The organism is Mesorhizobium sp. M6A.T.Ce.TU.016.01.1.1 (genome assembly GCF_003997065.1).
Taxonomy (GTDB): domain Bacteria; phylum Pseudomonadota; class Alphaproteobacteria; order Rhizobiales; family Rhizobiaceae; genus Mesorhizobium; species Mesorhizobium mediterraneum.
On the sequence record NZ_RZTJ01000010.1, the window covers coordinates 56602 to 79381 of the forward strand.

Genomic DNA, 22780 nt, shown 5'->3' on the forward strand with positions numbered 1-22780 from the left:
GCGAACTCCGACCCACGAGCGCCAGTTGCCTCTAACGTCGGCTTTCGAGATGCCATCTCGGCAGGGGGGATGACCGACTAGGGTCACGGCTTCAGCTTCAACTTCTGGCGGAGAAGGGTCGTGAGCCGCAATTCAAACTGAGACGCTGCCCAGCCACTTGACGAAAGGATGACCGCGCGCAAAACTGCTAAGATGTCAGACCAATTTTGGATGTAGGTGGCCATGGCGCGCGGCGAACTGCCCGGGGCCACGCGTGTGGCAATCGCCACGCTCCCACCGCTGGATCGCGGCAAGCAGGTCATGGAAGCGCTGGCTGACTATGTCGAGCGCGCCGCGCTGAAGAGCGGTGACCGGCTTCCGACCGAGCGCGAATTGATGGCCGCGCTTTCCGTCGGACGTTCGACGATACGCGAGGCGATGGGGCGTTTCGAAGCGCTCGGCGTCACCGAGACCCGCAAAGGCAGCGGCACCTATCTGCTCAAGCCGATATCCGCCGGCACGATCCATTTGCCGCTGTCGCTCAATACGGCAGAGCTGCGCGACGGCCTCTTGCACACCCTTGAGGTGCGCCGCGGCATCGAGGCCGAGGCGAGCATGATCGCGGCGCGGCGGCGTACAACCGACGATCTGCGGACGATCGAGGAAAAGCTCATCGAGATGGAGCGCGTCCATCTTGCCACCGGCACGTCGGGTCCGGAAGATTTGGCCTTTCACCTGGCCGTCTACGACGCCACGCACAACCCGCTTTTCCGGCAGCTCCTGGGGCAGATGCGCGAAGCGTTCGAGCGCTTCTGGGACCACCCTTTCGATCGCCAGGATTTCGCGCGGCGATCGTTCCCGCATCACCGCGAGCTGTTCGATGCCATCGTCGCCGGGGACGCGGAGCTGGCGCGCGGAAAAACGCTGAAGATCCTCGAGATCGTGGAAGAGGATATCGAGGAAATGTCGAAATGAACGGTCCCGATTTTTTCGACCAGGCATCGCTGATCGCCGCGCATGACGAGGGCAACGCCTTCGATGCCGTCGTGCCGCCGATCGTGCAGACCTCGCTCTTCACCTTCCCGAACTATGACGAGATGCTCGAGACATACCGCGGCGAAAAAGTGCGGCCGACCTACACGCGCGGGCTGAACCCGACCGTGCGCATGTTCGAGGAAATGCTCGCAAAACTGGAAGGCGCCGATGACGCGATCGGTTTTGCAAGCGGAATGTCCGCCATCTCATCGGCCGTGCTGAGCTTCGTCGAGCCGGGCGACCGCATCGTCGCGGTCAGGCACATCTACCCGGACGCGTTCCGGCTGTTCGGGACGCTGCTCGCGCGCATGCGCATCGAGGTGACCTATGTCGACGGGCGCGACGAAGCTGCCGTCGCAAGCGTCCTGCCTGGCGCCAAGCTGTTCTATATGGAAAGCCCGACCAGCTGGGTCATGGAAACGCATGACATCGCTGCGCTCGCTGCGCTGGCGAAGTCCCGTGGCATCCCGACCATCATCGACAACAGCTGGGCCAGCCCGGTCTTCCAGCGGCCGCTGTCGCTCGGCGTCGACGTCGTGGTCCACTCCGCGTCCAAATATCTGGGCGGCCACAGCGATGTCGTGGCCGGCGTGGTCGCGGGCTCGAAGGACTTGATCGGCCGCATCCGCGGCGAAGCCTATCCATATCTCGGCGGCAAGCTGTCGCCATTCGATGCCTGGCTCTTGATCCGTGGCTTGCGCACGCTGCCGATCCGCATGCGCGCGCATCAGGCCTCCGGCCTCGAAATCGCACGGCGCCTGCAGGATCATCCGATCGTCGAGAAGGTCTGCCATCCGGGGTTGGCCAACCTGCTTCCCGCCGGGCTCACCGGCACGTCGGGCCTGTTCTCATTTGTCTTCCGTGACGGCATCGACATCCGGACGTTTGCCGACCGCCTCAAGCTGTTCAAGCTGGGCGTGTCGTGGGGCGGCCACGAAAGCCTCATCGTGCCCGGCGAGGTCGTGCTGCAGCAGAAGGCCCAACCCAATTCCGCGATGGCGTTCGGCGTCCATCCGCGGTCCGTGCGTCTCCATGTCGGCCTCGAGGGAACCGAGGCGCTGTGGAGTGACCTGGAAACGGCGATCACAGCCGCTTCCGAAGAAAAGACCTGAAGCAACCAGACAAGAAGGGAACGGAAAATGAAGAAGCTTCTTATCGCGGCATTCGCCACCGTGCTGATGTCGGGTGCTGCACTCGCCGACACGACGCTGAAGCTCGTGGAGGTGATCACCAGCCCCGAGCGCACCGAAACCCTGAAATCGATCGTCTCCAAATTCGAGGCTGCCAACCCGGGCACAAAGGTCGAGGTCATCTCGCTACCCTGGGGCGAGGCGTTCCAGAAATTCGCGACCATGGTGTCCGCCGGTGAAATTCCCGACGTCATGGAGATGCCGGACACGTGGCTCTCGCTCTATGCCAACAACGGCCTTCTCGAAAGCCTAGAACCCTATCTTGCCAAATGGGAGCACACCTCGGGCCTCACCGATCGCGCGCTAGAGCTCGGCCGCGACGTGAACAACACCGCCTACATGCTGCCCTATGGTTTCTATCTCCGGGCGATGTTCTACAACAAGAAGCTGTTCCAGGAGGCTGGTGTCGCCGAGCCGCCCAAGACGATGGACGAGTTCGTGGCGGCGTCGGAGAAAGTCTCCAAGCTTCCGGGCAAATATGGCTACTGCCTGCGCGGCGGGCCGGGTGGTCTCAACGGCTGGATGATGTTCGGCGCAACCATGGCCGGCTCCAACAAATTCTTCAATGAAGACGGCACCTCGACGATGAACAGCGAAGGCTGGGTCAAGGGACTGACCTGGGTCGTCGACCTCTACAAGAAGGGATTGGCGCCGAAGGACAGCGTCAACTGGGGCTTCAACGAAATCGTCGCCGGTTTCTACACCGGCACCTGTGCCATGCTCGATCAGGATCCAGACGCGCTGATCGCAATCGCCGAGCGGATGAAGCCGGAAGACTACGGCGTCATGACCATGCCGAAGGGGCCGTCCGGCAAGACGTTTCCGACCATCGGCTACGCCGGTTGGTCGATGATGGCGGCCAGCCAGAACAAGGACCTCTCCTGGAAGCTGATCGAAACGCTCGAAGGGCCCGAGGGCAATGTCGAGTGGAACAAGCGCACCGGAGCGCTGCCGGTCCACAAGTCGGCCGAAAAGGATCCGTTCTACGCGAGCGAGCAGTTCAAGGGCTGGTTCGCCGAACTCGAGGACAAGGATGCGGTGCCGACGGTCATGCCGACCTACCTCGAGGAGTTCGCCTTCTTCAAGGACTCGATGGTCATCAAGACCAGTCAACAGGCCCTGCTCGGCGACATCACGCCCGAGGAAATGGCCAACCAGTGGGCCGACTATCTGACCAAGGCGCAGCAGAAATTCCTGGCCAAGAAATAAACGGCGGACCGCGAGCTTCGGAGCCGCTTATCGCGGGCGGCTCCGAATAGGTCTCGTCCATGGTCGATTGGAAGGATGGCGAATTGGAACGAAAGCGTTAGCTGATGGTTTTTGACGCCACTGCCGGCCTCCCGGAATCGCGCCGCCAGTCGCTGGTCGACCGGATTGCGCGCCACGCCGAGCCATATCTTTACACCGCCCCGGCGCTGATTCTGATCGTCACCATCATGCTGGCACCGCTGGTGCTTGGCCTGTCCTACGCCTTCCGCGACGTGCACTTGCTCAATCCCTTCTCTGGCGGCTATGTCGGGCTCGATCATTTTCGCACCCTTTATGACGACGACAATTTCTATCGCGCGCTGCGCAACACGCTGTGGTGGACCGGCGCATCCGTCTTGCTGCAATTCGTGTTCGGCCTGATCCTGGCGCTGTTGCTCGACCGGCCGTTTGCCGGCCGCGCCATCGCGCAGGCGCTGGTGTTCCTGCCCTGGGCGGTGCCGACCTTCCTGACCGGGCTCAATTGGGCGTGGCTGTTCAATCCCGTCATCGGACCGCTGCCGCATTGGCTTTATGCCCTCGGCCTCATGAGCGAGCCAGCCAACATCCTTTCAAATCCGCAGCTTGCCATGTGGGGACCAATCATTGCTAACGTCTGGTGGGGCATTCCCTTCTTCGCCATCACGCTGCTGGCCGCGCTCCAGGCCATCCCGCGCGACCTCTACGAAGCGGCGGCGATCGACGGCGCCGGTGCGGTCAGGCGGTTCACATCGATCACCTTGCCGTTCCTTGCGCCGACCATTGCGATCACCGTGCTGTTGCGCACCGTCTGGATCTCGAATTTCGCCGACCTGATCATCGTCATGACCAGCGGCGGGCCGGCCGACCGCACGCAGATCGTCGCGAGCTACATCTTCACGCAGGCTTTCAGGGCGCTTGATTTCGGCTACGCCTCGGCCATCGCGCTGGTGCTGCTCGTCCTGTTGCTCGCCTATTCGATGCTGATCGTCATGCTTCGGCAAGTCCTGATGGACCGGGCCTGATGGATCGGGGATGACCAGATGAACAGGTATTCGATCTTCGGCACTGCACTGCACCGCCTGGCGATCCTCTGCTACGTGGTCTTTGCGCTGTTCCCGCTGTTCTGGCTGTTGAAAGTATCGGTCACGCCGAACGACCTGCTCTATTCGGAGGGCGTGCGGATGTGGCCGTCGCGGATGAGCTTTGAACATTTCCGCTTCGTGCTGGCCCACAGCGCATTCCCGGTCTTCTTCAGGAACAGCATGATCGTTGCCGGCGCGACGGCCGTGATCGTGACACTGCTCGCGTCCCTCTCTGGCTATGCACTGTCGCGCTTCACCTTCCGCGGCAAATACTGGCTGGTCGCGCTGATGCTGCTCACCCAGATGTTTCCATTGGTGATGCTGGTCGCGCCGATCTTCAAGATGCTCTCGCCGCTCGGCCTGACCAACAGCCTGACCGGGCTGGTGGTCGTCTACACTGCCTTCAACATTCCCTTCGCGACATTCCTGATGCAGTCGTTCTTCGACGGCATTCCCAAGGAGTTGGAGGAGGCGGCCAAGATCGATGGCGCCACGCAGTTCATGGCATTTCGCCAGATCGTCCTGCCGCTGACGCTGCCGGGCATTGCCGCGACGCTGGGTTTTGTGTTCACCGCCGCGTGGAGCGAGCTGCTGTTCGCGCTGATGCTGATTTCGGGCAACAGCGCCGCCACGTTTCCGGTCGGTCTGCTCACCTTCGTGTCGAAGTTTTCGGTCGATTTCGGGCAGATGATGGCGGCCGGCGTGCTGGCGCTGATCCCGGCCTGCCTCTTCTTCCTGTTCATCCAGCGCTATCTGGTCCAGGGCCTGACGGCCGGCGCGGTCAAGGGCTGAGCGAGGTTTCATGGCATCGATCGACATCCGCAACGTTCGCAAGAATTTCGGCATCGTCTCCGTGCTGCACGGCGTCGATCTGGCGATAGATAACGGCGAGTTCGTGGTGCTCGTGGGTCCGTCCGGCTGCGGCAAGAGCACGCTGCTGCGGATGATCGCCGGGCTCGAGGAGGTGACCGAAGGCGAGATCCGGATCGACGGCGTGCGCGTCAATGAGCGGGCACCTAAGGACCGCGACATCGCTATGGTGTTTCAGTCCTACGCGCTCTACCCGCACATGAACGTTGCCGAGAACATGAGCTACGGCCTGCGGATCCGGAAGGCCGCCCGCGAGAAGATCACAGCTGCTGTCAGCAATGCGGCCAGGAAGCTTGAGCTGCAGCCGCTGCTTGCGCGGCGGCCGAAGGCACTGTCGGGCGGTCAGCGCCAGCGCGTGGCGATGGGACGCGCGATCGTGCGACAGCCCAAGGCATTCCTGTTCGACGAGCCACTGTCCAATCTCGACGCGCGCTTGCGTGAGCAGATGCGGGCAGAGATCAAGAAGCTGCACCGCGATCTCGGCGCGACCTCAATCTATGTCACCCACGACCAGATCGAGGCGATGACACTGGCCGACCGGATCGTCGCCATGCATGAGGGCGTGGTGCAGCAGGTTGGCAGCCCGCTGGAGCTTTACGACCGCCCGGCCAACCTGTTCGTCGCCGGCTTCATCGGATCGCCGGCCATGAATTTTCTGTCGGCACGCTACCAGGTCACTGGGAGCAGGGCTGGCGCACGACTGCCTGATGGAACGCTGATTGCGCTGTCGTCAGCCTATCAACTCGAGGAAGGCGCGGCGGTGACGCTCGGCATCCGGCCGGAGCATGTCGAGATGTCGCCGGCCTCGGAGAGCAGCCTGAGGGCGACGGTCGACCTGATCGAGCCGACCGGCTTCGGCATCATTCTGCACCTTGGCCTGCATAGCCTGCCGTTCAATGTCTTCACGCTCGATCGGGCTGCGCTTACGGCCGGTCCGACGGTGACGGTCGCTTTCCCGCCGCAACATTTGCATTTGTTCGATGGGACTGGAAAGCGCGCATTGGAATCGGGCCTCCAGAAGAGGAAGAGCTGATCCTCCGTTCGGTTTCAGATCATTCGAATTTTCCCAAAACCGGTTCCCACCCTTGAGGCCGATGCTATTGTCTATCTTGGCACCGCCGAATTCGATACGACATTCGATCTCGGCCTCGACATGGGTCCTGGACGAGATGGAACGCGCCCGCGACGGCGCTAGACCATGATCCCGAACCGAAGGTCAGCGAAGCAAAAAGTGGGAACCGGTTTTCGGATAAGATCATGGTCAAACAACAAGAGGGCTAGGTAGTTGAGTGCATGCGCTTTCTGTTTCTTCTGATCCTGCTTGCCGGCACCGGCATCGGCGTCGTCTATCCCTGGGCGATGACCAATTTCTCCGGCCATGAGATCGGCACCTGGCGGGTCTACGAACAGGGCCGGTTCAAGCCGGTGACGGTGCCGCTGGCCGCTCGCGACGCGCCGGTGCGGGTGCTGGTCGATCTCACCGCTAGGACCGAACGCATCGTCGTCTCGCAACAGCGCACGGTGCTGACGCTGACCGCCGCCACCGGCGGCAGAACGGTGCTCGCCTCGACGCTGCAGTTCACCCATTCGGAGAATCCGCGCCAGGTCAGCCCGCAACTGCCGGACAAGGTCTTCCGCGATGAGGCAGGCCTGATCGCGACGGTCAGCCCCGGCCCCTACATCTTCACCGTTGGCGCCGGCGACGCCGAGGGCATCGAGATGCGTGCGGTGGACCTCTTGCTGCGCTCCGGCGTCGGCGAGATCGACAGCCGGGCGCGGCCGGTCGGGTTTTCGCTGATGGCGGCCGGCCTGATCGGATTGCTGTTGGCGCTGCGTTTCGGCGGCGGCGGCCGGCCGCAAAATCCGAATTCGCAGCCGCCACCGCCGCGCTGGGGCAGGGGCTCGAATTAGCTCGTGAATTATCGCCACGCCTATCACGCCGGAAACTTCGCCGATGTCGTCAAGCATGTCGTGCTGAGCCGGCTCGTCGAATATCTGAAACAGAAGGACAAGGCGTTTCGCGTCATCGACACCCATGCCGGCATCGGCCGCTACGACCTGTCGTCGACCGAAGCGCAAAAGACCGGCGAATGGCAAGGCGGCATCGGCCGGCTGGTCGATGCCGCATTGGATGCGCCGGCGGCAGCACTCCTGGCGCCTTATCTGGAAGCCGTCCGTTCGCTCAATCCCGAAGGCGGCGTGAAAAAATATCCGGGCTCGCCGCTGATCGCGCGGCATCTCATGCGCAAGCAGGACCGGCTGTCGGCGATCGAATTGCACCGCCAGGATGCCGCGAAGCTGAGAGCGCTGTTCCAAGGCGATTTCCAGACCCGGGTGATCGAGCTCGACGGCTGGCTGGCGCTCGGCGCGCATCTGCCGCCGAAGGAAAAGCGCGGCCTCGTGCTGGTCGATCCGCCGTTCGAGGAGGAGGGCGAGTTCGCCCGTCTGGTCGACGGGCTGCAGAAAGCGCACAAGCGCTGGCCGGGCGGCATCTATGCGCTGTGGTATCCGGTCAAAGACCGCAAGGCGGTCGCCGCCTTCAGGAAGGCGCTGGTGCAGTCGGGCATTCCGAAGCTGCTCGATATCGGCTTCGAGATCAGGCCGCCATCGGCCGAGCCCAGCCTCGACGGCAGCGGCATGGTGGTGGTCAACCCGCCGTTCACGCTGGAAGTCGAATTGCGCACGCTGCTGCCGGCGCTACATAGGCTTCTCGTGGTCGAGCAGCCGGCGCACTGGACGCTGGAATGGCTGGCGGCATAGGGCGGCAGAGGTATTCTCGCGCCTGCCTCGGTTGAAGGCAATTTCAAACTAAGAAACCATCGTCTCTACAACCGCTTGACCGCGCGCAAGCGAATCCGCACAGTGCGCGCAAATCGACCATAAGAGGCTGCCATGACTCGCTTCGCCCAATCCGCCCTTGCCGCACTGATCGCCCTTTGCACGCCGCTCGGCACATCCCTCGCTGTCACTCAGGCAGCAAAGGCGGCCGACCTTGCCGTCTATACCGACGAAGACAGCGGCGTTTGCGGCGAGGCCTGGGTGCTGAACAAGATCACCAGCCGCTTCTCCTACCAGGTGCACCACGTGCCGAATCTGCCCGATGTGGAGATCACCGATTTCCAGCGCATCCACCAGCACCGCTATTTCCCGGCCAACGACACCTGGCCGATCGGCCGCCGTTATTGCGGCGCCACCGTCAGCCTCTCCGACGGCCACGCCCGCACCATCTGGTATCTGATCGAGGAAGGGCAGGGCTTTGCCTCGATCGGCGACAACGTCGAATTCTGCGTCTCGGGCTTCGACCGCTGGATGGTCTACAACGGTCGCTGCCGCGTCCTGCGCTGAACGCGTTTAACTGGCTGCTCCGCCTCATCGAGAATTTTGCGAAGGAAGGCGACGTGACCGCGAAAGGCGCGTCGTCCGATTGACGTCGCCCTGACGCGCGTTTGCGGCCGGCGTCCGACGAACAGCTTTTCGACATCGATATATCCCGCCTTAGCAAGCGTATCGATATGCGCGCCGAGATTGCCGTCAGTCGCATCGACGATGGCCTTCAATCGGGTGAATTCCAGCGCTTCGCGCCTTTCCAGAGAATTCAGCGTCGCCATGATCCTGAGCCGCACGCTCTGGTGGATGATTTCGTCGGCAGCCATCATCGGGCCTGCTGTGGTGTCCGGCGTTCAGTCTCACTGATCTCGGCCAGCGCTACTCGATCTTGCGCGAATGACATTGCGCTGCTCCCGCGTACTGCAGAATACTCTGTGAGATGGAGTAATCTGTCAAGCCTAGCAAAAAGGAACGATGCAAGCGAAGGCCGTTGCCCTCATAGAGATCAGGCAAGCTCATGGCGCAGAACGGATCGCGCTTTGCTTTTGTCGCTTGTGTAGACCGTCCGTTTGCACAAGACGACGAGATCAATGAAGCAGCGCATCATGGTGTTGCCGGTCGATGATCAACGAGCAAAAACGCTTGCTAACCTTCAGCGTTTCGTAGCGGGATTGGTTCCGGTAAAGCGGGCAGAATGTCTGTCGCAAACCCTCGGCAAAGGTCGAAGAGCAGCAGCGGCATTTTGTGAAATCAGCACGAGCTTGTGTCGCCTGTAACCAAAACTTAAACTGCAAAATTCATGCTGATGCTTCGCTGGCTAGCAAGCCGCGAGTCAGATATGCATTGCACGCCGGGTCACTAATGGCCGTCGGCACAACGGAAGGGGCATGACATGGCTAAACAGTCATCCAAAGCGCCGGCATCCAAGTCACCGGCAAAGAAGTCACCAGCAAAGAAAGCACCGGCAAAAGCAGCGGCGGCGAAAGTCGCAACCGCTGTGAAGAAAGCGGCACCTGCTGCCAAGCCGAAGGCCGCCGCGGCCAAGGCAAAAGCAGCGCCGGCCAAGAAGCCGGCCGCGAAAGCCGCGGCAAAACCGGCAGTGAAGAAAGCAGCGCCTGCCAAGGCCAAAGCGGCACCTGCCAAGGCCAAGGCTGCGCCGGCCAAGGCAAAAGCAGCTCCGGCCAAGAAGCCAGCTGCAAAGGCCGCGGCAAAGCCGGCAGTGAAAAAAGCTGCACCTGCCAAGACTGCACCGGCCAAGAAGGCTGCGCCCGCAAAGAAAGCGGCGGCAGCGAAGTCTTCCGCAGCCGTGAAGAAAGCAGCGCCTGCGGCCAAGCCGAAGGCGGCGCCTGCGAAGGCGAAGGCCAAGAAGTAAATCGCCTTTCTTCGCACGCGGAGGGCAGTACTGAGGACAGTTGAGGGCGGGTGCCGGACAGGCGCCTCGCTCGCTGGTTCGGTGCTCGGGCGAGCAGACAGAGGCGGAGGGAAGACAGCTTTTCGCAGCTCCCAGGACTTCGCCCTACGGCGAAGTCCGGTGGGGCATTTCCTTGCGCCCGGAAGGACAGATCTGCTCACGTCTGCTCTGCTTATCGCGTCTAGATCGATGTTGAGACAACTGCTGCTTGCTGGCGGCTGGTTTTCCCGCTTTTGGCCGTTGATCGGCGGAAGCTGATCGGTCAACAGTGCCCGCTGGCAAACAGGAACCCGATCATGCCCAGACTGCTCTACGCTGCCACGTCCCCCTACAGTTCAAAGGTGCGCATGGCCGCGCTTTATGCCGGCATTGCCGTCGATCTCGTCCCGGTAAAAACCGAAGACAAGCCGGCTGAGCTGATCGGCGCCAACCCGCTCGGCAAGATTCCAACGCTGGTGCTCGACGACGGTCGTTCGATTCACGACAGCCGCGCCATTACCCAGCATCTCAATCGCGTGTCGAAGAACACGCTGTTTCCGCGCAATCCCGACAAGCGCCTTGAGGCGGAAGTGCTTGAAGCGCTGGCCGATGGCATCTGCGATTGCGCGCTGTCAATGGTCTATGAGCGGCGCACGCGCCCCGAAGACATGGTGTACCAACCCTGGCTCGACCGCCAGTGGGCGAAAATAACCGGCGCGCTCGATCTGCTCAACGCCAATCCGCCAAAGCTGCCCAAGAAGATCACCGCCGGCCAGATGGCGCTGCGCGCCTGCCTTGGCTATCTCTCACTGCGCTTTGCCGGAAAATGGGAAAAGGGCCGCAGCCGGCTGGTCCGCTGGGCAGCGCGTTTCGACGAGAAGTTCCCGGAGCTGAAACCCTGCGTTCCGGGGTGAGTGCCTGAAGCGGGGCTGCCGACCGATGGGTGGCGATTTGATCTGTCGTTTACTTGCCCTGATCATTTGTCTGTCCGCTTGCGCTGGCATTGGGCTTGAACTCAGCACCTTGATGAATGGTGGCGCCTCGATATTCGGCTCGCTATGGGTGTTGATGGGATATTTCACGATCCTGACCAACGGTCTTGTCGCCGTTGTATTCGGAGCCGCCGCATTCCTCGGGGAGCGTTTCGATCACCCACGGTTGGTGGCGGGGGTTGCCGCCGTCATGGCCTTGGTCTCGGCGTGATTTTCGCGTTGCTGCTCCAAGGGCTGCGCACCTTGGCTGGCGCCACCGCTGAAGCAAACTTTCTGCTCCATCAGCTCAACCCTGTTCTTGTCGTATTGTTCTGGCTGCTGTTCACGCGAAAGGGGACGCTCTCGTGGCGCGATCCGCTTCTCTGGGCGCTCTATCCCCTGGTGTATCTAGCCTATGCCCTGGCTCGTGGCGCCGCTGAAGGGAAATACGCTTACCCGTTCATAGATGTGTCCGCGAATGGCTGGGTCGGGGCGATGTCAAATGCCGTCGTGATCGCTCTCGGTTTTGTCGCAGCAGCCGAAGCCCTGGTTCTGGTCGACAGGGTGCTGGCTCGACGCTGAACTTGAGATCACGCAGGCTGTACCGACAGGCAGGCGCCGGGCACAAAAAAAGCCGGGCACGAGGCCCGGCTTTTTCGTGTCGTGGCTTGGACGACTTAGAACTTCATACCGACGCCGAAGGTGACGCGGTTGTCGCTGGACTTGACCTTGCCAACACCGTCAAAGTCCTTGTCGCCGAAGTCGGTGTAGCGATACTCGACACGGCCGAACACATTGTCGGTGATCTTGATGTCGGTGCCGACGCCGGCCGTCCAGCCGAGCATGGTGTTTTCGTCGCTGACGCCACCGGCTTCGATCTCCTGGTTCTTCAGCGCGCCGCCGGCGGTGCCGTAGAGCAGGATCTCCGGGGTGACGGCGTAGCCGAGGCGGGCGCGCAGCGAGCCTTCGAAGCCGCCTTTAGCCTCGATGCCAGCATCGTCGCCCTCGATGCCGCTATAGCCGATATCGGCTTCAGCACCGTACACGAAGTTCTCCTGCTGCCACTGATAGCCGCCGAAGACGCCGCCGACGAATCCATCGGTGCCGACGTCGACGCCGACATCCGTGGCATCGGCATGGCCGCTGAAGCCGTAGCCGACGCTCACACCGGCATAGGGACCAGCCCAAGACGCGACGGGAAGTTCGGCGATCGGGGCGGGTGCCGGCGGCTCTTCCGAGATCACGTCAGCAGCATAGGCGGTTCCGCCGAGGGCGAAAAGCCCGAACGCCACCGCCAGCGGTCGCGCAAATTTAAGATTGGCTTGCATTGTTCTTTACTCCTTAAGCCACAGGCACAGGCTTGCTTTTCACGAGCGCCCTCAACCCGCCGGGGGGATAAACGGATCTGGCGCTCAACGGTTCCGAATGTCGTGTCGAAATACGGCTGAAGCGAACCTGAACTTGGGTCATTACCGGGCACGAATGAGGCCGAACTTTGACGTTGCATCTGCGCAACAGATGGTGTCAGGAGGCTTTGCAATGCTGCGCTGAACACGGCTTGGAGCAAGGAGTCCAGCACCCTATATTGCGGTCTGGCGGCCAAGTCCCGGCCAGTTGCGAAAGACCGATCCGGCCGCTTTGCCACAATGCTGCCCAAGGTACGAACGGCATTTAACGCTTGGCCGGCCATATTTCGCCGTCGGGCTGAAATCGAGGCCATTGAGGATTGACAGGATGAGCAAGGCCGCTGGAACGGCACTGGTGACGGGCGGGGGCAAGCGGATCGGCAAGGCTATCGTCGAGGATCTTGCCGCGAACGGTTTTGCCGTCGCCATCCATTGCAACCGCTCGCGGGCCGAGGCGGAAGCGCTGGCCGCGCGGATCAATGGCGGCCATTTTGGCCAGGATGGCCGCGCCGCTGTGGTCGCCGCCGACCTGACCGATATGGCCGCGGTCGGCGACCTGGTCGGCCGCGCCGAAGCCGCGCTCGGACCTGTTACACTGCTGGTCAACAATGCCTCGCTGTTCGTGGACGATACGGTTCAGGACTTCGACTGGCTTGCCTGGGACCGTCACTTCGCCATCCATGTGAAGGCGCCGGCACTTTTGGCGCAAAAGTTCGCCCGCGCGCTGCCGGAAGGCCAGGAAGGGCTGATCGTCAATATGATCGACCAGCGCGTCTGGCGCCCGACGCCACGCTATTTCTCCTATGCGCTGTCGAAATCGACATTGTGGACGCAGACGCAGATGATGGCGCAGGCGCTGGGACCTCGTATTCGCGTCAACGCCATCGGCCCCGGCCCGACGCTGAAGAGCGCACGCCAGGACGACAGCGATTTTGCCGCTCAGGTCGACGGCCTGATCCTGAAGCGCGGCCCGGAATTGCCTGAATTCGGCGCCACCATCCGCTATCTCTGGGGCGCGCGCTCGGTCACCGGCCAGATGATAGCGCTCGACGGCGGCCAGCACCTTGCATGGCAGACGCCGGATGTGACAGGCATTGTCGAATGAGTCCCATGGACCAGAAACACAAACGAGGCAGCGCCGCCGACGACCTGCCCCCCGATATCGACATCGAGGACGAGGCGACGGAGGAGAGCGTCGAGCCGTCAGCTCCCGGTTCCGGCGGCCCGGATGTCGCCTTCACCGCCATCGATTGGACGCCGCATGCCGGCGATGCCGACGGCATGGTCGGCGCCGAAGTCATCCAGACACTGGTCAAACGGCTGCCCAACGCGCCCGGCGTCTACCGCATGATGAATGCCGCAGGCGACGTGCTCTACGTCGGCAAAGCCCGCAGCCTGAAGAAACGGGTGACCAATTACGCGCAAGGCCGTTTCCACACCAGCCGCATCGGCCGGATGGTGCGCGAGACGTCGACGATGGAATTCGTCGTCACCCGCACCGAGATCGAAGCGCTGCTGTTGGAAGCCAACCTTATCAAGCGCTTGCGGCCGCGCTTCAATGTTCTGATGCGGGACGACAAGTCGTTCCCCTATATCCTGCTGACCGGCGATCATGTCTCGCCCGGCATCTACAAGCATCGCGGCGCGCGTTCGCGCAAGGGCGACTATTTCGGCCCCTTCGCCTCGGCCGGCGCGGTCGGCCGCACCATCAATTCGCTGCAGCGCGCCTTCCTGCTCAGGAGCTGCACCAACTCCTTCTACGAGAACCGCACCCGGCCTTGCCTGCTGTTCCAGATCAAGCGCTGCGCCGGCCCGTGCACCGGCGAGATCTCGCATGGCGACTATGCCAGGCTGGTCGCCGAGGCGAAGGACTTCCTCTCCGGCCGCAGCCAGAAGGTGAAGACCGATATCTCCGCCGCCATGCAGCAGGCCTCGGAAAATCTCGATTTCGAGAGGGCCGCCATCTATCGCGACCGGCTGGCGGCGCTGTCGCATGTGCAGAGCCACCAAGGCATCAACCCGCAGACCGTTGACGAGGCCGATGTCTTCGCCATCCACCAGGAAGGCGGCCAGGTCTGCATCCAGGTGTTCTTCTTCCGCACCGGCCAGAACTGGGGCAACCGCGCCTATTTCCCCAAGGCCGATCCGGCGCTGGAGGGATCGGAAGTGCTGGGCTCGTTCCTGGCGCAATTCTATGATGACAAGCCGACGCCGCGCGCCATCCTGTTGTCGCATGGTGTCGAGGACCAGGAATTGCTGGCGGAGGCTCTCTCCACCCGCGCGGGTCGCAAGGTGGCGATCTCGGTGCCGCAGCGCGGCGAGAAGAAGGATTTGACTGACAACGCACTGCAGAATGCCCGCGAGGCGCTCGGCCGCCGACTGGCCGAAACCTCGACGCAAGGGCGGCTGCTCACTGGCTTCGCCGAGACCTTCGGCCTGAAAAAGCCGCCGGCGCGCATCGAGGTCTACGACAACTCGCACATCATGGGCACTAACGCCGTCGGCGCCATGGTCGTCGCCGGGCCGGAAGGCTTCGTCAAGAACCAGTACCGGAAATTCAACATCCGCTCGACCGAGATCACGCCGGGAGACGATTTCGGCATGATGCGCGAGGTGATGGAGCGGCGCTTTTCGCGGCTGCTGAAGGAACATGGCGATGTGCCGCAGAGCGAACTGCCGGCGGACGACGCCGTCCCGAGTGAACAGGAGGACGACATCGAGGACACCGGCGGTTTCCCGGCCTGGCCCGACGTCATCCTCATCGACGGCGGCCAGGGCCAGATGACGGCGGTGCGAAAAGTGCTCGTCGATCTCGGCATCGAGGACCGTGTCGTGGCAATCGGCATCGCCAAGGGACAGGACCGTGACGCCGGCCGCGAACGCTTCTTCGTCAGGGGCAGGGATTCGTTTTCGCTCCCAGTGCGCGATCCAGTGCTCTATTTCGTCCAGCGGCTGCGGGACGAGGTCCACCGCTTCGCCATCGGCTCGCACCGCGCCCGCCGCAAGAAGGAGATGGTCAAGAGCCCGCTCGACGAGATCAGCGGCATCGGCCCCGGCCGCAAGCGCGCGCTGCTCATGCATTTCGGCACTGCCAAGGCGGTTAGCCGCGCCGCGATCGAGGATTTGGTCAAGGTCGATGGTATATCCGAGCAGGTGGCGAAGCTGGTCTACAACCATTTTCACGAGAGTTGATGGATTGCTATTTTCGGTTGGTCCATCGACTATCGCCTGTTGACCCCCCACATTCGCTTCTGATTTGAGTACGCAGGCAGAAAGAGTTCCCAAAAATATGGCCCAGCGCGCATTCAACCTGCCCAACATGCTCACCTACGCCCGCATCCTTGCGGTGCCGCTGGTTGTGCTGTGTTTTTTTCTCGAAGGGCATCTGAAGTCGAGCGACTTCGCCCGCTGGTCGGCGCTGATCATTTTCCTGCTGGCCTCGATCACCGACTATTTGGACGGCTATCTGGCGCGCGCCTGGCAGCAGACCTCGAATATCGGCAAGATGCTCGATCCGATCGCCGACAAATTGCTGGTCGCCACTTGCCTGCTGCTGCTGGCGGCCGACACCGATAGCCATGCCGGCATCGCCGGCTGGTCGCTGTGGGCGGCGATCATTATCCTGTGCCGCGAGATCCTGGTCTCGGGCCTGCGCGAATATCTGGCGGCGCTGAAGGTCTCGGTGCCGGTGACGCAGCTGGCAAAGTGGAAGACCGCCATCCAGATGGTCGCCATCGCCTTCCTGCTGGCGGGACCTGCCGGCGACAAGATCTTCCCGCTGACCACGCAGACCGGGCTGGTGCTGTTGTGGATCGCCGCCTTAGTCACGCTTTATACCGGCTACGACTATTTCCGCGCCGGCCTCAAGCACATCATGGACGAGTAGGATGTCGACGAAGCTCATTTATTTCGCCTGGGTGCGCGAGCGCATCGGCAAGCCGGAAGAGGATGTCGAATTGCCCGCCAGCATCGAGACCGTGGCCGACCTGCTGCGCTGGCTGAAATCGCGCGGCGAGGAGTACGAGAACGCGCTGCAATATCCCGATGTGATCCGCGTCGCCATCAACCAGGAACATGTCGAGCACCGCGAGAAGATATCAGGCGCGCGCGAGATCGCGCTGTTCCCGCCGATGACGGGTGGCTGAAATGCCTGGCGCGGTGGTGCCGACGGTGCGCATCCAGGCGGAGGATTTCGATGTCGCCGCCGAGATCGCCAAGATGACGCAAGGCCGCGCCGACATCGGCGCCGTGGTGACTTTCTCGGGTCTCTGCCGCGATGAAGCGGGCAGGCTCGCGGCACTCGAGCTCGAGCATTATCCCGGCATGGCCGAGGCCGAGATCGGCCGCATCGCCACCGAGGCGGTCGCCCGGTGGCCGTTGCAGGGCCTCACCGCCATCCATCGCCATGGCAGGATCGCGCCCGGCGAGAACATCGTGCTGGTGGTCGCAGCCTCCGCGCACCGGCAGGCGGCGTTCGAGGCGGCAAATTTCCTGATGGATTACCTGAAATCGCGCGCGCCGTTCTGGAAGAAGGAACACCATACCGATGGCTCGCAAGGCGGCTGGGTCGACGCCAAGGAGGCCGACGACGAGGCCGCAAGCCGCTGGAAGCAGGCCGTGCCGAAACGAAATTGATGCTTCGCGTCACCGCCAGAGGCGTGGAAGCCCATCAGCCCTTGTCGGCGCCGATCCAGTGATCGAGCGCAATCCGGCCGGGTCCCCACGCCATGATGCCAAGCGCCATCGCCGCCCAGGTGATGTGCAGCGGCCAGCCGTCCGGCACGGCGAGCTGTATGACCAGCGTCATCAGCAGCAGCCCGAATGCAGCCAGTCGTGTCGCCAGGCCGAGAACGAGGAGAATTGGCAGCAGGATTTCAGCAGATCCTGAGACGAATGCCACCAGCCCAGGTGCAGGAAAATCGTAAGGGCCGCCGGGCAGATGCAGCTTGAGTTCCGAGCTGAAAAGCAGCACTGCGACGTCATTCAACTGCAAAACACCGTCCCATTTGTTGATGCCGGACCGCCAGAACGGGACGGCGAGTGCGCAACGCAGGACGAGCTGCGTCAGCGACGGCGTGGCACTCGTGCGAAGGGCTCTATTCACCGTCTCGACGAGGGCGGCGATCCCTCGCGGCTCGGTGCTGGCGTTCTGCCCATGGTTCGTCATGGTCATCCTCCCTGGTGTGCCGCTGTGAAGGCGCCCGCTTGCAGCAGTCCGGCAATGTTGGCGGAAAGATCGAATTCGGCACGCTCCGCAAATGCCGCCGCGGCCGCCGCGCCGAGCGGCTCGCCCGTCATGAGACGATCCAAGAAAACTGCGCCGCCGGGCGGCAGGTGGCGAACATAGACTTCGAGGCCGGGCCGCGTGACCAGCGCATCTTCCGGGCCGCCCGCCTCGATCCGCCCGACAGGACCGTCGCTCCGGTTTGTCGCAAAGATCGTCACGACCGGATAGCGCGAGCATATGGCGCGCGTTGCCGGGTGCGGCATGAACACGGTATCGGCCAGTCGTTCGGGCGGGATCGACGCCAGCGCTCCGGAAGCCAACGGTTCCGCGTCAGCGGCATGATAGGCATCGAGCCAACCCCGCTCCAGGCGCGCCACATCGGCCAGCCACGGCATCGACTGCGCGTATTCATAGCGCTCGATGAAATCGGGAAAGTCGCGGCCGTATTCGAACAGAAGCGGCGAGGTGGGTGGCGTTTCGCGGACATGAAAGCGCGCCATCGCGCGAAAGAAGTCCGGGCCGGTGATGCGCAGCGTCGCTGGAAAACTGGCGGCCAGCGCATCGATCAGGCTGACCGTGACGTTGTTGCGGTGGACCGCATATCGCTTGACCGCAGCCTTCCCGTTCGGCCCCGAGACAGCGTCAGGCGGGACACAATCAGGATCGAACAAACCGGCGGTGAATGCCGCGGCATAGTCGAACCGGCGGCCGAGATCGCCCGATTGGAGCTCATCCTGCGGCATGGGCTTTTCCGAATATACAATGGCTGTCGGCATGACGATCGAGGATCGCTTGGGCGGCGGCGGCTTCCGCCTTGAGCACCGGCCAATCGGGAATGTCGCTGTCCCATTCGATCAGCGTCGGCAGCGGCCCGCATCGGCCGATAACGATATCGAAAAGCGTCCAGACCGCGTCGGCGACCGGGCCGTCATGGCTGTCGATGAGCAGCAGATCGCCCTCGTCATCCTCCTGCTCGGCGTGCCCGGCCAGATGGATTTCGCCGACATGATCGAGCGGGAAATCCGCGAGGTAGGAAAGGGCTGAGTAGCCGTGATTGGTGGCCGAAACGAAGACGTTGTTGATGTCGAGCAGCAAGCCGCAACCGGTACGCCGCATCAGCTCGCGGATGAAATCCGTCTCGCTCATCGTCGCTTCCGGGAAAAGGACGTAGGTCGAGGGGTTCTCGAGCAGGATCGGGCGGCCGATCGCCTCCTGCACTTCGTCGATGTGATCCGCCACGCGCAAAACCGTTGCCGGCGTATAGGGCAGGGGAAGCAGGTCGTTGTAATAGGTGGTGTCGTGGGTCGACCAGGCGAGATGCTCGGAAACGAGCGCCGGCTCATAGCGGTCGACGAGCGCCGTGAAACGACCGAGATGGGCTTTGTCGAGCGGCCGCGGTCCGCCAATCGACATGCACACCCCGTGCAGTGAAACGGGATAGTCGCGGCGGATCTTGGTCAGCGCATCGTGCGGCGGGCCGCCGGCGCCCATGTAGTTTTCGGCGTGGACCTCGAAGAAACCGTCTTTTGGGTCGTCGCCGAGGATCGCGGGTAGATGTTCATGCTTGAAACTGGTGCCGGCAAGGCCGGCGACCCGGTGCGCCGGAAAGCGCGAGGTTTTCGACATGCGCGACGCTGGGTGAATGGCCAGACCGTACATCTTCGTCTCCGCTTTCCGGGCAGGTTGCATTGCTTAGGACGGGATGTCGCGGGTCAGCTCCGTGGGCGAGCCCTTGCGGTCGCCGGGCAGGTCCATCGTCGTGCAGGTGCCGCCATCGACAAACTTCCAGGCGTTGCCCTGGTAATCGACAGTCGAGGTGCCTTGGCAGGTCGTGCCAGGTCCTGCTGCGCAGTCGTTCTGCCCCTTCAGGGCGACGCCAAAGCACTTCTCCTTGCCGGCATCCATCGCTGCCTTGACCTCTGCCTCGGACAGCGGCGCGGCTGTCGCAAAAGAAGCAAGAGCCGTGGCAACGGCGCCGGCCAGAAATGCCGCGCTCACGGTTGATCTTGTTGACATGATTTCACCTCCGGTTGGGTTGTTGAGCGCGCCGTTCCTCAAGCGCGCATTGGTCAGTTCGGTCCCGAGGCTCGCTGTGTTACATCTTTTTGGGAACACGACTTCGTGATCGCGAGGGGCCTGGCTCAAGCAAAATTTTGCCGGTCACGCCAAAAGAGACCGACGACAAGCCCGCAAGCCGCCGGAACGCACCGTCGTGCGAATAGTCCGTGTGGGCGCCACGGAACCACCGCAATCCTGCGAGACCTTCCGACCAGTTTGGTGCGCTATGGGGAGCAGGATCATGCTGGGCAGGATCGCCGAGTTCTTCATCTTCGGTGTCATGCCGCTGGTCGTTGGTATACTGGTGGTGCCTGAGTTGTCCGTTGCTGCCGAGAGGACCCTGAAGGGCGAGGTGATGTATCGCGAGCGCATCGCGCTGCCGCCCAACGCCGTGCTTTCCGTGCAGCTTGCCGATGTCTCGCTCGCCGATGCGCCAGCCACTGTCATCGGCGAGCATAAGGTCGCGCCGGCCGGCCAGGTGCCGATCAAGTTCGAGATCAGCTTTGATCCCCAGGTGATCCGGCCTGGCATGACCTATGCGCTGCAGGCGCGCATCACCGTCGACGACAGGCTGTTGTTCATCTCCGATACGCGCCACCAGGTCGATCCGCTGAGCAACGCGCCGCAGACCATCATGCTGAAGATGGTGAGCGAAAAACCGGCATCGGCCCCGGTATTCGGGCAGAGCTGGCTGATCGAATATATCGACGGCATTGGTGTGATCGCCGAGCCGCAGGCGACGTTCAGGATCGACGAGGCCGGCAAGGCCGGCGGCAGCGGCCCTTGCAACGTCTACTTCGCCACCGCAAAAGTCGATGGTTCGACCATCGCCATCAGTGACATCGGTTCGACCTTTAAGGCCTGCGCGTCCGACGTCATGGCCGAGGAAAAGGCGCTGTTCGAGGCGCTGGCCAAGGCGGCATCATATCACGTCGACGCCGGCAAGCTCATCATCGTCGACAAGGACGATCGCGTCATCCTGCGCTTCAATGCCGCGACCTGATCGCTCAAAAAACCGGTTTCGGTTTTTGAGCATCATGCGCAGTTGGAGGTGTCGGCCCCTGCCTCCGGTGCTGGATCGCCGCAACGAAAAAAGGCCAGCATTGCGCTGGCCTTTTTTCATATGACATGTTGATCTGGACTATCAGCTCAGCCGACGATCTCGGTGTCCGAGAACCAGTATTTGATTTCCTGCGCGGCGGTTTCCGGCGCGTCGGAGCCGTGTACCGAATTCTCGCCGATCGACAGCGCGTGCACCTTGCGGATGGTGCCTTCGGCGGCGTTGGCCGGGTTGGTGGCGCCCATCACGTCGCGGTTTTTGGCAATGGCGTTCTCGCCTTCCAGCACCTGCACGACGGTCGGGCCCGACGACATGGACTCGACCAGCTCGCCGAAGAACGGCCGCTCCTTGTGGACGGCATAAAAACCTTCCGCCTCGCGGCGGCTCATCCACACCCGGCGCGAGGCGACGACGCGCAGGCCGGCTTCTTCGAGCATCTGGGTGATGGCGCCGGTGAGATTGCGCCGGGTCGCGTCCGGCTTGATCATGGAAAATGTGCGTTCGAGCGCCATGGGGTCGTCCTTGTGATGGAGAATGGAATTGAGGGTGGCGGGCTCTATACAAGCCGCCCGGCTTGTTGCCAAGGGGAGGTGCTCGACAGGGGAGGTGCTCAGTCAGCGCGTTATGATGGTCGAAGCGCGCCGGACCTCCCAGCCCTCCCGTTCCAGCTCCGGCACGCTGTGGTTCTCGCAGGGGTAGCCGACGCAGAAGTAGCCGATCAGCGTCCACTCGGGCGGCGCGTCGAGGATCGTCGCCATCTCGGCCGGATCGAGGATCGAGACCCATCCCATGCCTATTCCTTCGGCGCGCGCCGCCAGCCAAAAGGTATGGATCGCCATCACCGCCGAATACTCGATGGTCGCGGGCATGGTCAGGCGGCCGAGGCCATGCCCCTGTTCTGTCGCGCGATCGGCGAAAACCGCGAATTGACAAGGCGCCTCGTTCAGCCCGGCGAGCTTCAGGCGCGCATAGAGCGCGGCGCGTTCGCCGCCGAACGATGCGAGCGCCTCCGCATTGCAGCGCTCAAAGCAGGCCCTGACGGCGGCACGGCATTCCGCACTCTCGACCATGACGAAACGCCAGGGCTGGCTCAGCCCGACCGAGGGCGCAATGCTGGCAACATCAAGCAGCCGCTCCAGCGCGCCTTCGGGAAGCGGCGTCGGCTTGAATCGCCTGACGTCCCGCCGCCACCGGAAGAGGTCGACCAGCTGGGCGCGAAAATCGTCCGGGAATTGCGGGCCTGACGTCATGGTGTCGTGTTGCCTTTGGGAGGGAGTAGGGGAATAGGGGAGTAGGGGAATAGGGCAGTAAGGCAGTAAGGTAGTAAGGTAGTAAGGGAAGTCACGGCGACGCGCATACCTACTCCCCTACTCCCCTACTCCCCTACTCCCGTTCGGACGGGAACGTCTCCGGCGTCACGCCGTTGTTCGGACGTTATGGAGATACGCGGGTTCCTGTTGTTCTGGTCCATCTTGGCCGCTGTCGTCGCGGCGCTCAGCCTTGGACCATCCTTCGCCCATGTCCTGGAATCGGCTCCTCGGCTGAAGTGGCCGCCTTCTCTCTGGCGCGAGACGACTGTCTTCAACGCCCAGTTCCAGCTGTTTGCCGTGATTGGCGCGCCGCTTGATGTGGCAGCGATCGCCTGCCCGGCACTTCTCGCATGGATGCTGCGCAACGACCGTCCGGCGTTCTGGTTCGCCTTGGCCGCCGCCGTGCTCTTTGCTGTGTCTCTTGCGACGTGGTCCGCTCTCGTCAAACCGGCTAACGATGTTTTAGCCACCTGGGTGCCTGGACCGATCCCGGAAAACTTCGAAGCGATCCGGCTGCGCTGGGAAACCGGCCATATGGTCGTCGCCGGCTTCAAGGCCGTCGGTTTCGTATCGTTGGTTATCGCCCTGCTTTGGATCAAGCGCGGCTGATCGTTTCGGAAATCTCCAGCGACCGCGTTTGTTGCACCG

General features: G+C 62.7%; 29 protein-coding genes. 21 read left to right on the forward strand and 8 right to left on the reverse strand.

Annotated elements, in window-relative coordinates:
- The first annotated feature begins 222 nt into the window (after nucleotides 1–222).
- The 9 genes from EOC94_RS19120 (at nucleotide 223) to EOC94_RS19160 (ending at nucleotide 8728) form a co-directional block, all read left to right on the forward strand.
- Nucleotides 223–954, forward strand: coding sequence for a FadR/GntR family transcriptional regulator (locus EOC94_RS19120; protein ID WP_127292641.1), 732 nt, complete (start codon nucleotides 223–225; stop codon nucleotides 952–954).
- Nucleotides 951–2126, forward strand: coding sequence for a PLP-dependent transferase (locus tag EOC94_RS19125; RefSeq protein WP_127292644.1), 1176 nt, complete (start codon nucleotides 951–953; stop codon nucleotides 2124–2126). The genes EOC94_RS19120 and EOC94_RS19125 overlap by 4 nt, the downstream gene beginning before the upstream one ends.
- 27 nt (nucleotides 2127–2153) lie before the next feature.
- On the forward strand, nucleotides 2154–3413 hold the full coding sequence (locus EOC94_RS19130; RefSeq protein ID WP_095483209.1) for a sugar ABC transporter substrate-binding protein: 1260 nt from the start codon (nucleotides 2154–2156) through the stop codon (nucleotides 3411–3413).
- Nucleotides 3414–3517: 104 nt separating this feature from the next.
- Complete coding sequence (locus EOC94_RS19135; protein ID WP_127292647.1) at nucleotides 3518–4453, forward strand: sugar ABC transporter permease; 936 nt, start codon at nucleotides 3518–3520, stop codon at nucleotides 4451–4453.
- An 18-nt stretch (nucleotides 4454–4471) separates the two neighbouring features.
- On the forward strand, nucleotides 4472–5305 hold the full coding sequence (locus tag EOC94_RS19140) for a carbohydrate ABC transporter permease (protein ID WP_095483211.1): 834 nt from the start codon (nucleotides 4472–4474) through the stop codon (nucleotides 5303–5305).
- A 10-nt stretch (nucleotides 5306–5315) separates the two neighbouring features.
- Nucleotides 5316–6416, forward strand: coding sequence for a sn-glycerol-3-phosphate ABC transporter ATP-binding protein UgpC (ugpC, locus tag EOC94_RS19145; protein ID WP_127205901.1), 1101 nt, complete (start codon nucleotides 5316–5318; stop codon nucleotides 6414–6416).
- 260 nt (nucleotides 6417–6676) lie between these two features.
- The gene (locus tag EOC94_RS19150) at nucleotides 6677–7294 is read left to right on the forward strand and encodes a hypothetical protein (protein ID WP_127205902.1); all 618 of its coding nucleotides are present in this window, start codon (nucleotides 6677–6679) and stop codon (nucleotides 7292–7294) included.
- Between the two features lie 3 nt (nucleotides 7295–7297).
- The gene (locus EOC94_RS19155) at nucleotides 7298–8143 is read left to right on the forward strand and encodes a 23S rRNA (adenine(2030)-N(6))-methyltransferase RlmJ (RefSeq protein ID WP_127292650.1); all 846 of its coding nucleotides are present in this window, start codon (nucleotides 7298–7300) and stop codon (nucleotides 8141–8143) included.
- 132 nt (nucleotides 8144–8275) lie between these two features.
- The gene (locus EOC94_RS19160) at nucleotides 8276–8728 is read left to right on the forward strand and encodes a hypothetical protein (RefSeq protein WP_095483215.1); all 453 of its coding nucleotides are present in this window, start codon (nucleotides 8276–8278) and stop codon (nucleotides 8726–8728) included.
- On the opposite strand, the gene EOC94_RS19165 is transcribed toward EOC94_RS19160, so the two are convergent.
- Nucleotides 8698–9039 (reverse strand): transcriptional regulator, encoded by a 342-nt coding sequence (locus tag EOC94_RS19165; RefSeq protein ID WP_164759264.1) that lies wholly within the window; start codon nucleotides 9037–9039, stop codon nucleotides 8698–8700. The genes EOC94_RS19160 and EOC94_RS19165 overlap by 31 nt on opposite strands.
- 261 nt (nucleotides 9040–9300) lie before the next feature.
- On the opposite strand from EOC94_RS19165, the gene EOC94_RS19170 reads away from it, so the two are divergent.
- The 5 genes from EOC94_RS19170 (at nucleotide 9301) to EOC94_RS34350 (ending at nucleotide 11653) form a co-directional block, all read left to right on the forward strand.
- Nucleotides 9301–9486, forward strand: coding sequence for a hypothetical protein (locus EOC94_RS19170; RefSeq protein ID WP_126107113.1), 186 nt, complete (start codon nucleotides 9301–9303; stop codon nucleotides 9484–9486).
- Between the two features lie 116 nt (nucleotides 9487–9602).
- The gene (locus EOC94_RS19175) at nucleotides 9603–10082 is read left to right on the forward strand and encodes a histone (protein WP_126107112.1); all 480 of its coding nucleotides are present in this window, start codon (nucleotides 9603–9605) and stop codon (nucleotides 10080–10082) included.
- Between the two features lie 335 nt (nucleotides 10083–10417).
- A complete protein-coding gene (locus EOC94_RS19180; RefSeq protein WP_127205905.1) occupies nucleotides 10418–11014 on the forward strand; it encodes a glutathione S-transferase in 597 nt (198 codons plus the stop codon).
- Between the two features lie 25 nt (nucleotides 11015–11039).
- Entirely contained in the window at nucleotides 11040–11303 is a 264-nt protein-coding gene (locus tag EOC94_RS34345; protein WP_210212087.1) for a hypothetical protein, read from the forward strand.
- A gap of 32 nt (nucleotides 11304–11335) precedes the next feature.
- Nucleotides 11336–11653, forward strand: a complete 318-nt coding sequence (locus tag EOC94_RS34350; RefSeq protein WP_210212088.1) for a Pr6Pr family membrane protein — start codon at nucleotides 11336–11338, stop codon at nucleotides 11651–11653.
- Nucleotides 11654–11748: 95 nt separating this feature from the next.
- Here the strand turns inward: EOC94_RS34350 and EOC94_RS19190 are convergent, their stop codons facing one another.
- Complete coding sequence (locus EOC94_RS19190) at nucleotides 11749–12399, reverse strand: outer membrane protein (protein ID WP_126107111.1); 651 nt, start codon at nucleotides 12397–12399, stop codon at nucleotides 11749–11751.
- Nucleotides 12400–12805: 406 nt separating this feature from the next.
- Between EOC94_RS19190 and EOC94_RS19195 the strand changes: the two genes are divergently transcribed.
- The 5 genes from EOC94_RS19195 (at nucleotide 12806) to EOC94_RS19215 (ending at nucleotide 17112) form a co-directional block, all read left to right on the forward strand.
- Nucleotides 12806–13582, forward strand: coding sequence for an SDR family oxidoreductase (locus EOC94_RS19195; protein ID WP_126107110.1), 777 nt, complete (start codon nucleotides 12806–12808; stop codon nucleotides 13580–13582).
- Complete coding sequence (gene uvrC / locus EOC94_RS19200; RefSeq protein ID WP_127292653.1) at nucleotides 13579–15669, forward strand: excinuclease ABC subunit UvrC; 2091 nt, start codon at nucleotides 13579–13581, stop codon at nucleotides 15667–15669. The genes EOC94_RS19195 and uvrC overlap by 4 nt, the downstream gene beginning before the upstream one ends.
- Before the next feature lie 97 nt (nucleotides 15670–15766).
- On the forward strand, nucleotides 15767–16363 hold the full coding sequence (gene pgsA / locus EOC94_RS19205; protein ID WP_126107108.1) for a CDP-diacylglycerol--glycerol-3-phosphate 3-phosphatidyltransferase: 597 nt from the start codon (nucleotides 15767–15769) through the stop codon (nucleotides 16361–16363).
- 1 nt (nucleotide 16364) lies between these two features.
- Nucleotides 16365–16622 carry a molybdopterin converting factor subunit 1 gene (gene moaD, locus EOC94_RS19210; protein ID WP_127292655.1) on the forward strand — a complete coding sequence of 86 codons (258 nt, stop codon included), beginning with the start codon at nucleotides 16365–16367 and terminating at the stop codon, nucleotides 16620–16622.
- 1 nt (nucleotide 16623) lies between these two features.
- On the forward strand, nucleotides 16624–17112 hold the full coding sequence (locus EOC94_RS19215) for a molybdenum cofactor biosynthesis protein MoaE (RefSeq protein ID WP_127292873.1): 489 nt from the start codon (nucleotides 16624–16626) through the stop codon (nucleotides 17110–17112).
- 34 nt (nucleotides 17113–17146) lie between these two features.
- Here EOC94_RS19215 and EOC94_RS19220 read toward each other — a convergent pair whose 3' ends face one another.
- From EOC94_RS19220 to EOC94_RS19235, 4 genes are read right to left on the reverse strand one after another with little or no spacing between them, the layout of a single operon-like run.
- Entirely contained in the window at nucleotides 17147–17644 is a 498-nt protein-coding gene (locus EOC94_RS19220; protein ID WP_127292658.1) for a DoxX family protein, read from the reverse strand.
- 2 nt (nucleotides 17645–17646) lie between these two features.
- A complete protein-coding gene (locus EOC94_RS19225; RefSeq protein WP_127292660.1) occupies nucleotides 17647–18447 on the reverse strand; it encodes a DNA-binding domain-containing protein in 801 nt (266 codons plus the stop codon).
- Nucleotides 18434–19363, reverse strand: a complete 930-nt coding sequence (locus tag EOC94_RS19230; RefSeq protein WP_127205911.1) for a DUF692 domain-containing protein — start codon at nucleotides 19361–19363, stop codon at nucleotides 18434–18436. The genes EOC94_RS19225 and EOC94_RS19230 overlap by 14 nt, the downstream gene beginning before the upstream one ends.
- Before the next feature lie 33 nt (nucleotides 19364–19396).
- On the reverse strand, nucleotides 19397–19720 hold the full coding sequence (locus EOC94_RS19235) for a DUF2282 domain-containing protein (protein WP_095483227.1): 324 nt from the start codon (nucleotides 19718–19720) through the stop codon (nucleotides 19397–19399).
- Between the two features lie 283 nt (nucleotides 19721–20003).
- Between EOC94_RS19235 and EOC94_RS19240 the strand changes: the two genes are divergently transcribed.
- Nucleotides 20004–20765 (forward strand): YbaY family lipoprotein, encoded by a 762-nt coding sequence (locus EOC94_RS19240; protein ID WP_095483308.1) that lies wholly within the window; start codon nucleotides 20004–20006, stop codon nucleotides 20763–20765.
- 146 nt (nucleotides 20766–20911) lie between these two features.
- Here the strand turns inward: EOC94_RS19240 and ndk are convergent, their stop codons facing one another.
- On the reverse strand, nucleotides 20912–21334 hold the full coding sequence (gene ndk, locus EOC94_RS19245; RefSeq protein ID WP_095483228.1) for a nucleoside-diphosphate kinase: 423 nt from the start codon (nucleotides 21332–21334) through the stop codon (nucleotides 20912–20914).
- A gap of 102 nt (nucleotides 21335–21436) precedes the next feature.
- On the reverse strand, nucleotides 21437–22072 hold the full coding sequence (gene bluB / locus EOC94_RS19250) for a 5,6-dimethylbenzimidazole synthase (protein WP_127292663.1): 636 nt from the start codon (nucleotides 22070–22072) through the stop codon (nucleotides 21437–21439).
- Nucleotides 22073–22258: 186 nt separating this feature from the next.
- Between bluB and EOC94_RS19255 the strand changes: the two genes are divergently transcribed.
- Complete coding sequence (locus EOC94_RS19255) at nucleotides 22259–22741, forward strand: DUF1772 domain-containing protein (RefSeq protein WP_127292666.1); 483 nt, start codon at nucleotides 22259–22261, stop codon at nucleotides 22739–22741.
- The last annotated feature ends 39 nt before the right edge of the window (nucleotides 22742–22780 follow it).

Excerpts from the sequence above, each read along its gene's own strand:
- ndk (WP_095483228.1), bottom strand. The coding sequence starts at position 21,334 with ATGGCGCTCGAACGCACATTTTCCATGATCAAGCCGGACGCGACCCGG.
- EOC94_RS19165 (WP_164759264.1), bottom strand. The coding sequence starts at position 9,039 with ATGATGGCTGCCGACGAAATCATCCACCAGAGCGTGCGGCTCAGGATC.
- EOC94_RS19150 (WP_127205902.1), top strand. The coding sequence starts at position 6,677 with ATGCGCTTTCTGTTTCTTCTGATCCTGCTTGCCGGCACCGGCATCGGC.
- EOC94_RS19170 (WP_126107113.1), top strand. The coding sequence starts at position 9,301 with ATGAAGCAGCGCATCATGGTGTTGCCGGTCGATGATCAACGAGCAAAA.
- EOC94_RS19225 (WP_127292660.1), bottom strand. The coding sequence starts at position 18,447 with ATGCCGCAGGATGAGCTCCAATCGGGCGATCTCGGCCGCCGGTTCGAC.
- EOC94_RS19235 (WP_095483227.1), bottom strand. The coding sequence starts at position 19,720 with ATGTCAACAAGATCAACCGTGAGCGCGGCATTTCTGGCCGGCGCCGTT.
- bluB (WP_127292663.1), bottom strand. The coding sequence starts at position 22,072 with ATGACGTCAGGCCCGCAATTCCCGGACGATTTTCGCGCCCAGCTGGTC.
- EOC94_RS34345 (WP_210212087.1), top strand. The coding sequence starts at position 11,040 with ATGGGTGGCGATTTGATCTGTCGTTTACTTGCCCTGATCATTTGTCTG.
- EOC94_RS19175 (WP_126107112.1), top strand. The coding sequence starts at position 9,603 with ATGGCTAAACAGTCATCCAAAGCGCCGGCATCCAAGTCACCGGCAAAG.
- EOC94_RS19255 (WP_127292666.1), top strand. The coding sequence starts at position 22,259 with ATGGAGATACGCGGGTTCCTGTTGTTCTGGTCCATCTTGGCCGCTGTC.
- EOC94_RS19215 (WP_127292873.1), top strand. The coding sequence starts at position 16,624 with ATGCCTGGCGCGGTGGTGCCGACGGTGCGCATCCAGGCGGAGGATTTC.
- moaD (WP_127292655.1), top strand. The coding sequence starts at position 16,365 with ATGTCGACGAAGCTCATTTATTTCGCCTGGGTGCGCGAGCGCATCGGC.
- EOC94_RS19130 (WP_095483209.1), top strand. The coding sequence starts at position 2,154 with ATGAAGAAGCTTCTTATCGCGGCATTCGCCACCGTGCTGATGTCGGGT.
- EOC94_RS19180 (WP_127205905.1), top strand. The coding sequence starts at position 10,418 with ATGCCCAGACTGCTCTACGCTGCCACGTCCCCCTACAGTTCAAAGGTG.
- EOC94_RS19240 (WP_095483308.1), top strand. The coding sequence starts at position 20,004 with ATGCTGGGCAGGATCGCCGAGTTCTTCATCTTCGGTGTCATGCCGCTG.
- EOC94_RS19195 (WP_126107110.1), top strand. The coding sequence starts at position 12,806 with ATGAGCAAGGCCGCTGGAACGGCACTGGTGACGGGCGGGGGCAAGCGG.
- uvrC (WP_127292653.1), top strand. The coding sequence starts at position 13,579 with ATGAGTCCCATGGACCAGAAACACAAACGAGGCAGCGCCGCCGACGAC.
- EOC94_RS19160 (WP_095483215.1), top strand. The coding sequence starts at position 8,276 with ATGACTCGCTTCGCCCAATCCGCCCTTGCCGCACTGATCGCCCTTTGC.
- EOC94_RS19190 (WP_126107111.1), bottom strand. The coding sequence starts at position 12,399 with ATGCAAGCCAATCTTAAATTTGCGCGACCGCTGGCGGTGGCGTTCGGG.
- EOC94_RS19220 (WP_127292658.1), bottom strand. The coding sequence starts at position 17,644 with ATGACGAACCATGGGCAGAACGCCAGCACCGAGCCGCGAGGGATCGCC.
- EOC94_RS19120 (WP_127292641.1), top strand. The coding sequence starts at position 223 with ATGGCGCGCGGCGAACTGCCCGGGGCCACGCGTGTGGCAATCGCCACG.
- EOC94_RS19230 (WP_127205911.1), bottom strand. The coding sequence starts at position 19,363 with ATGTACGGTCTGGCCATTCACCCAGCGTCGCGCATGTCGAAAACCTCG.
- EOC94_RS19125 (WP_127292644.1), top strand. The coding sequence starts at position 951 with ATGAACGGTCCCGATTTTTTCGACCAGGCATCGCTGATCGCCGCGCAT.
- EOC94_RS19135 (WP_127292647.1), top strand. The coding sequence starts at position 3,518 with ATGGTTTTTGACGCCACTGCCGGCCTCCCGGAATCGCGCCGCCAGTCG.
- pgsA (WP_126107108.1), top strand. The coding sequence starts at position 15,767 with ATGGCCCAGCGCGCATTCAACCTGCCCAACATGCTCACCTACGCCCGC.
- EOC94_RS19140 (WP_095483211.1), top strand. The coding sequence starts at position 4,472 with ATGAACAGGTATTCGATCTTCGGCACTGCACTGCACCGCCTGGCGATC.
- ugpC (WP_127205901.1), top strand. The coding sequence starts at position 5,316 with ATGGCATCGATCGACATCCGCAACGTTCGCAAGAATTTCGGCATCGTC.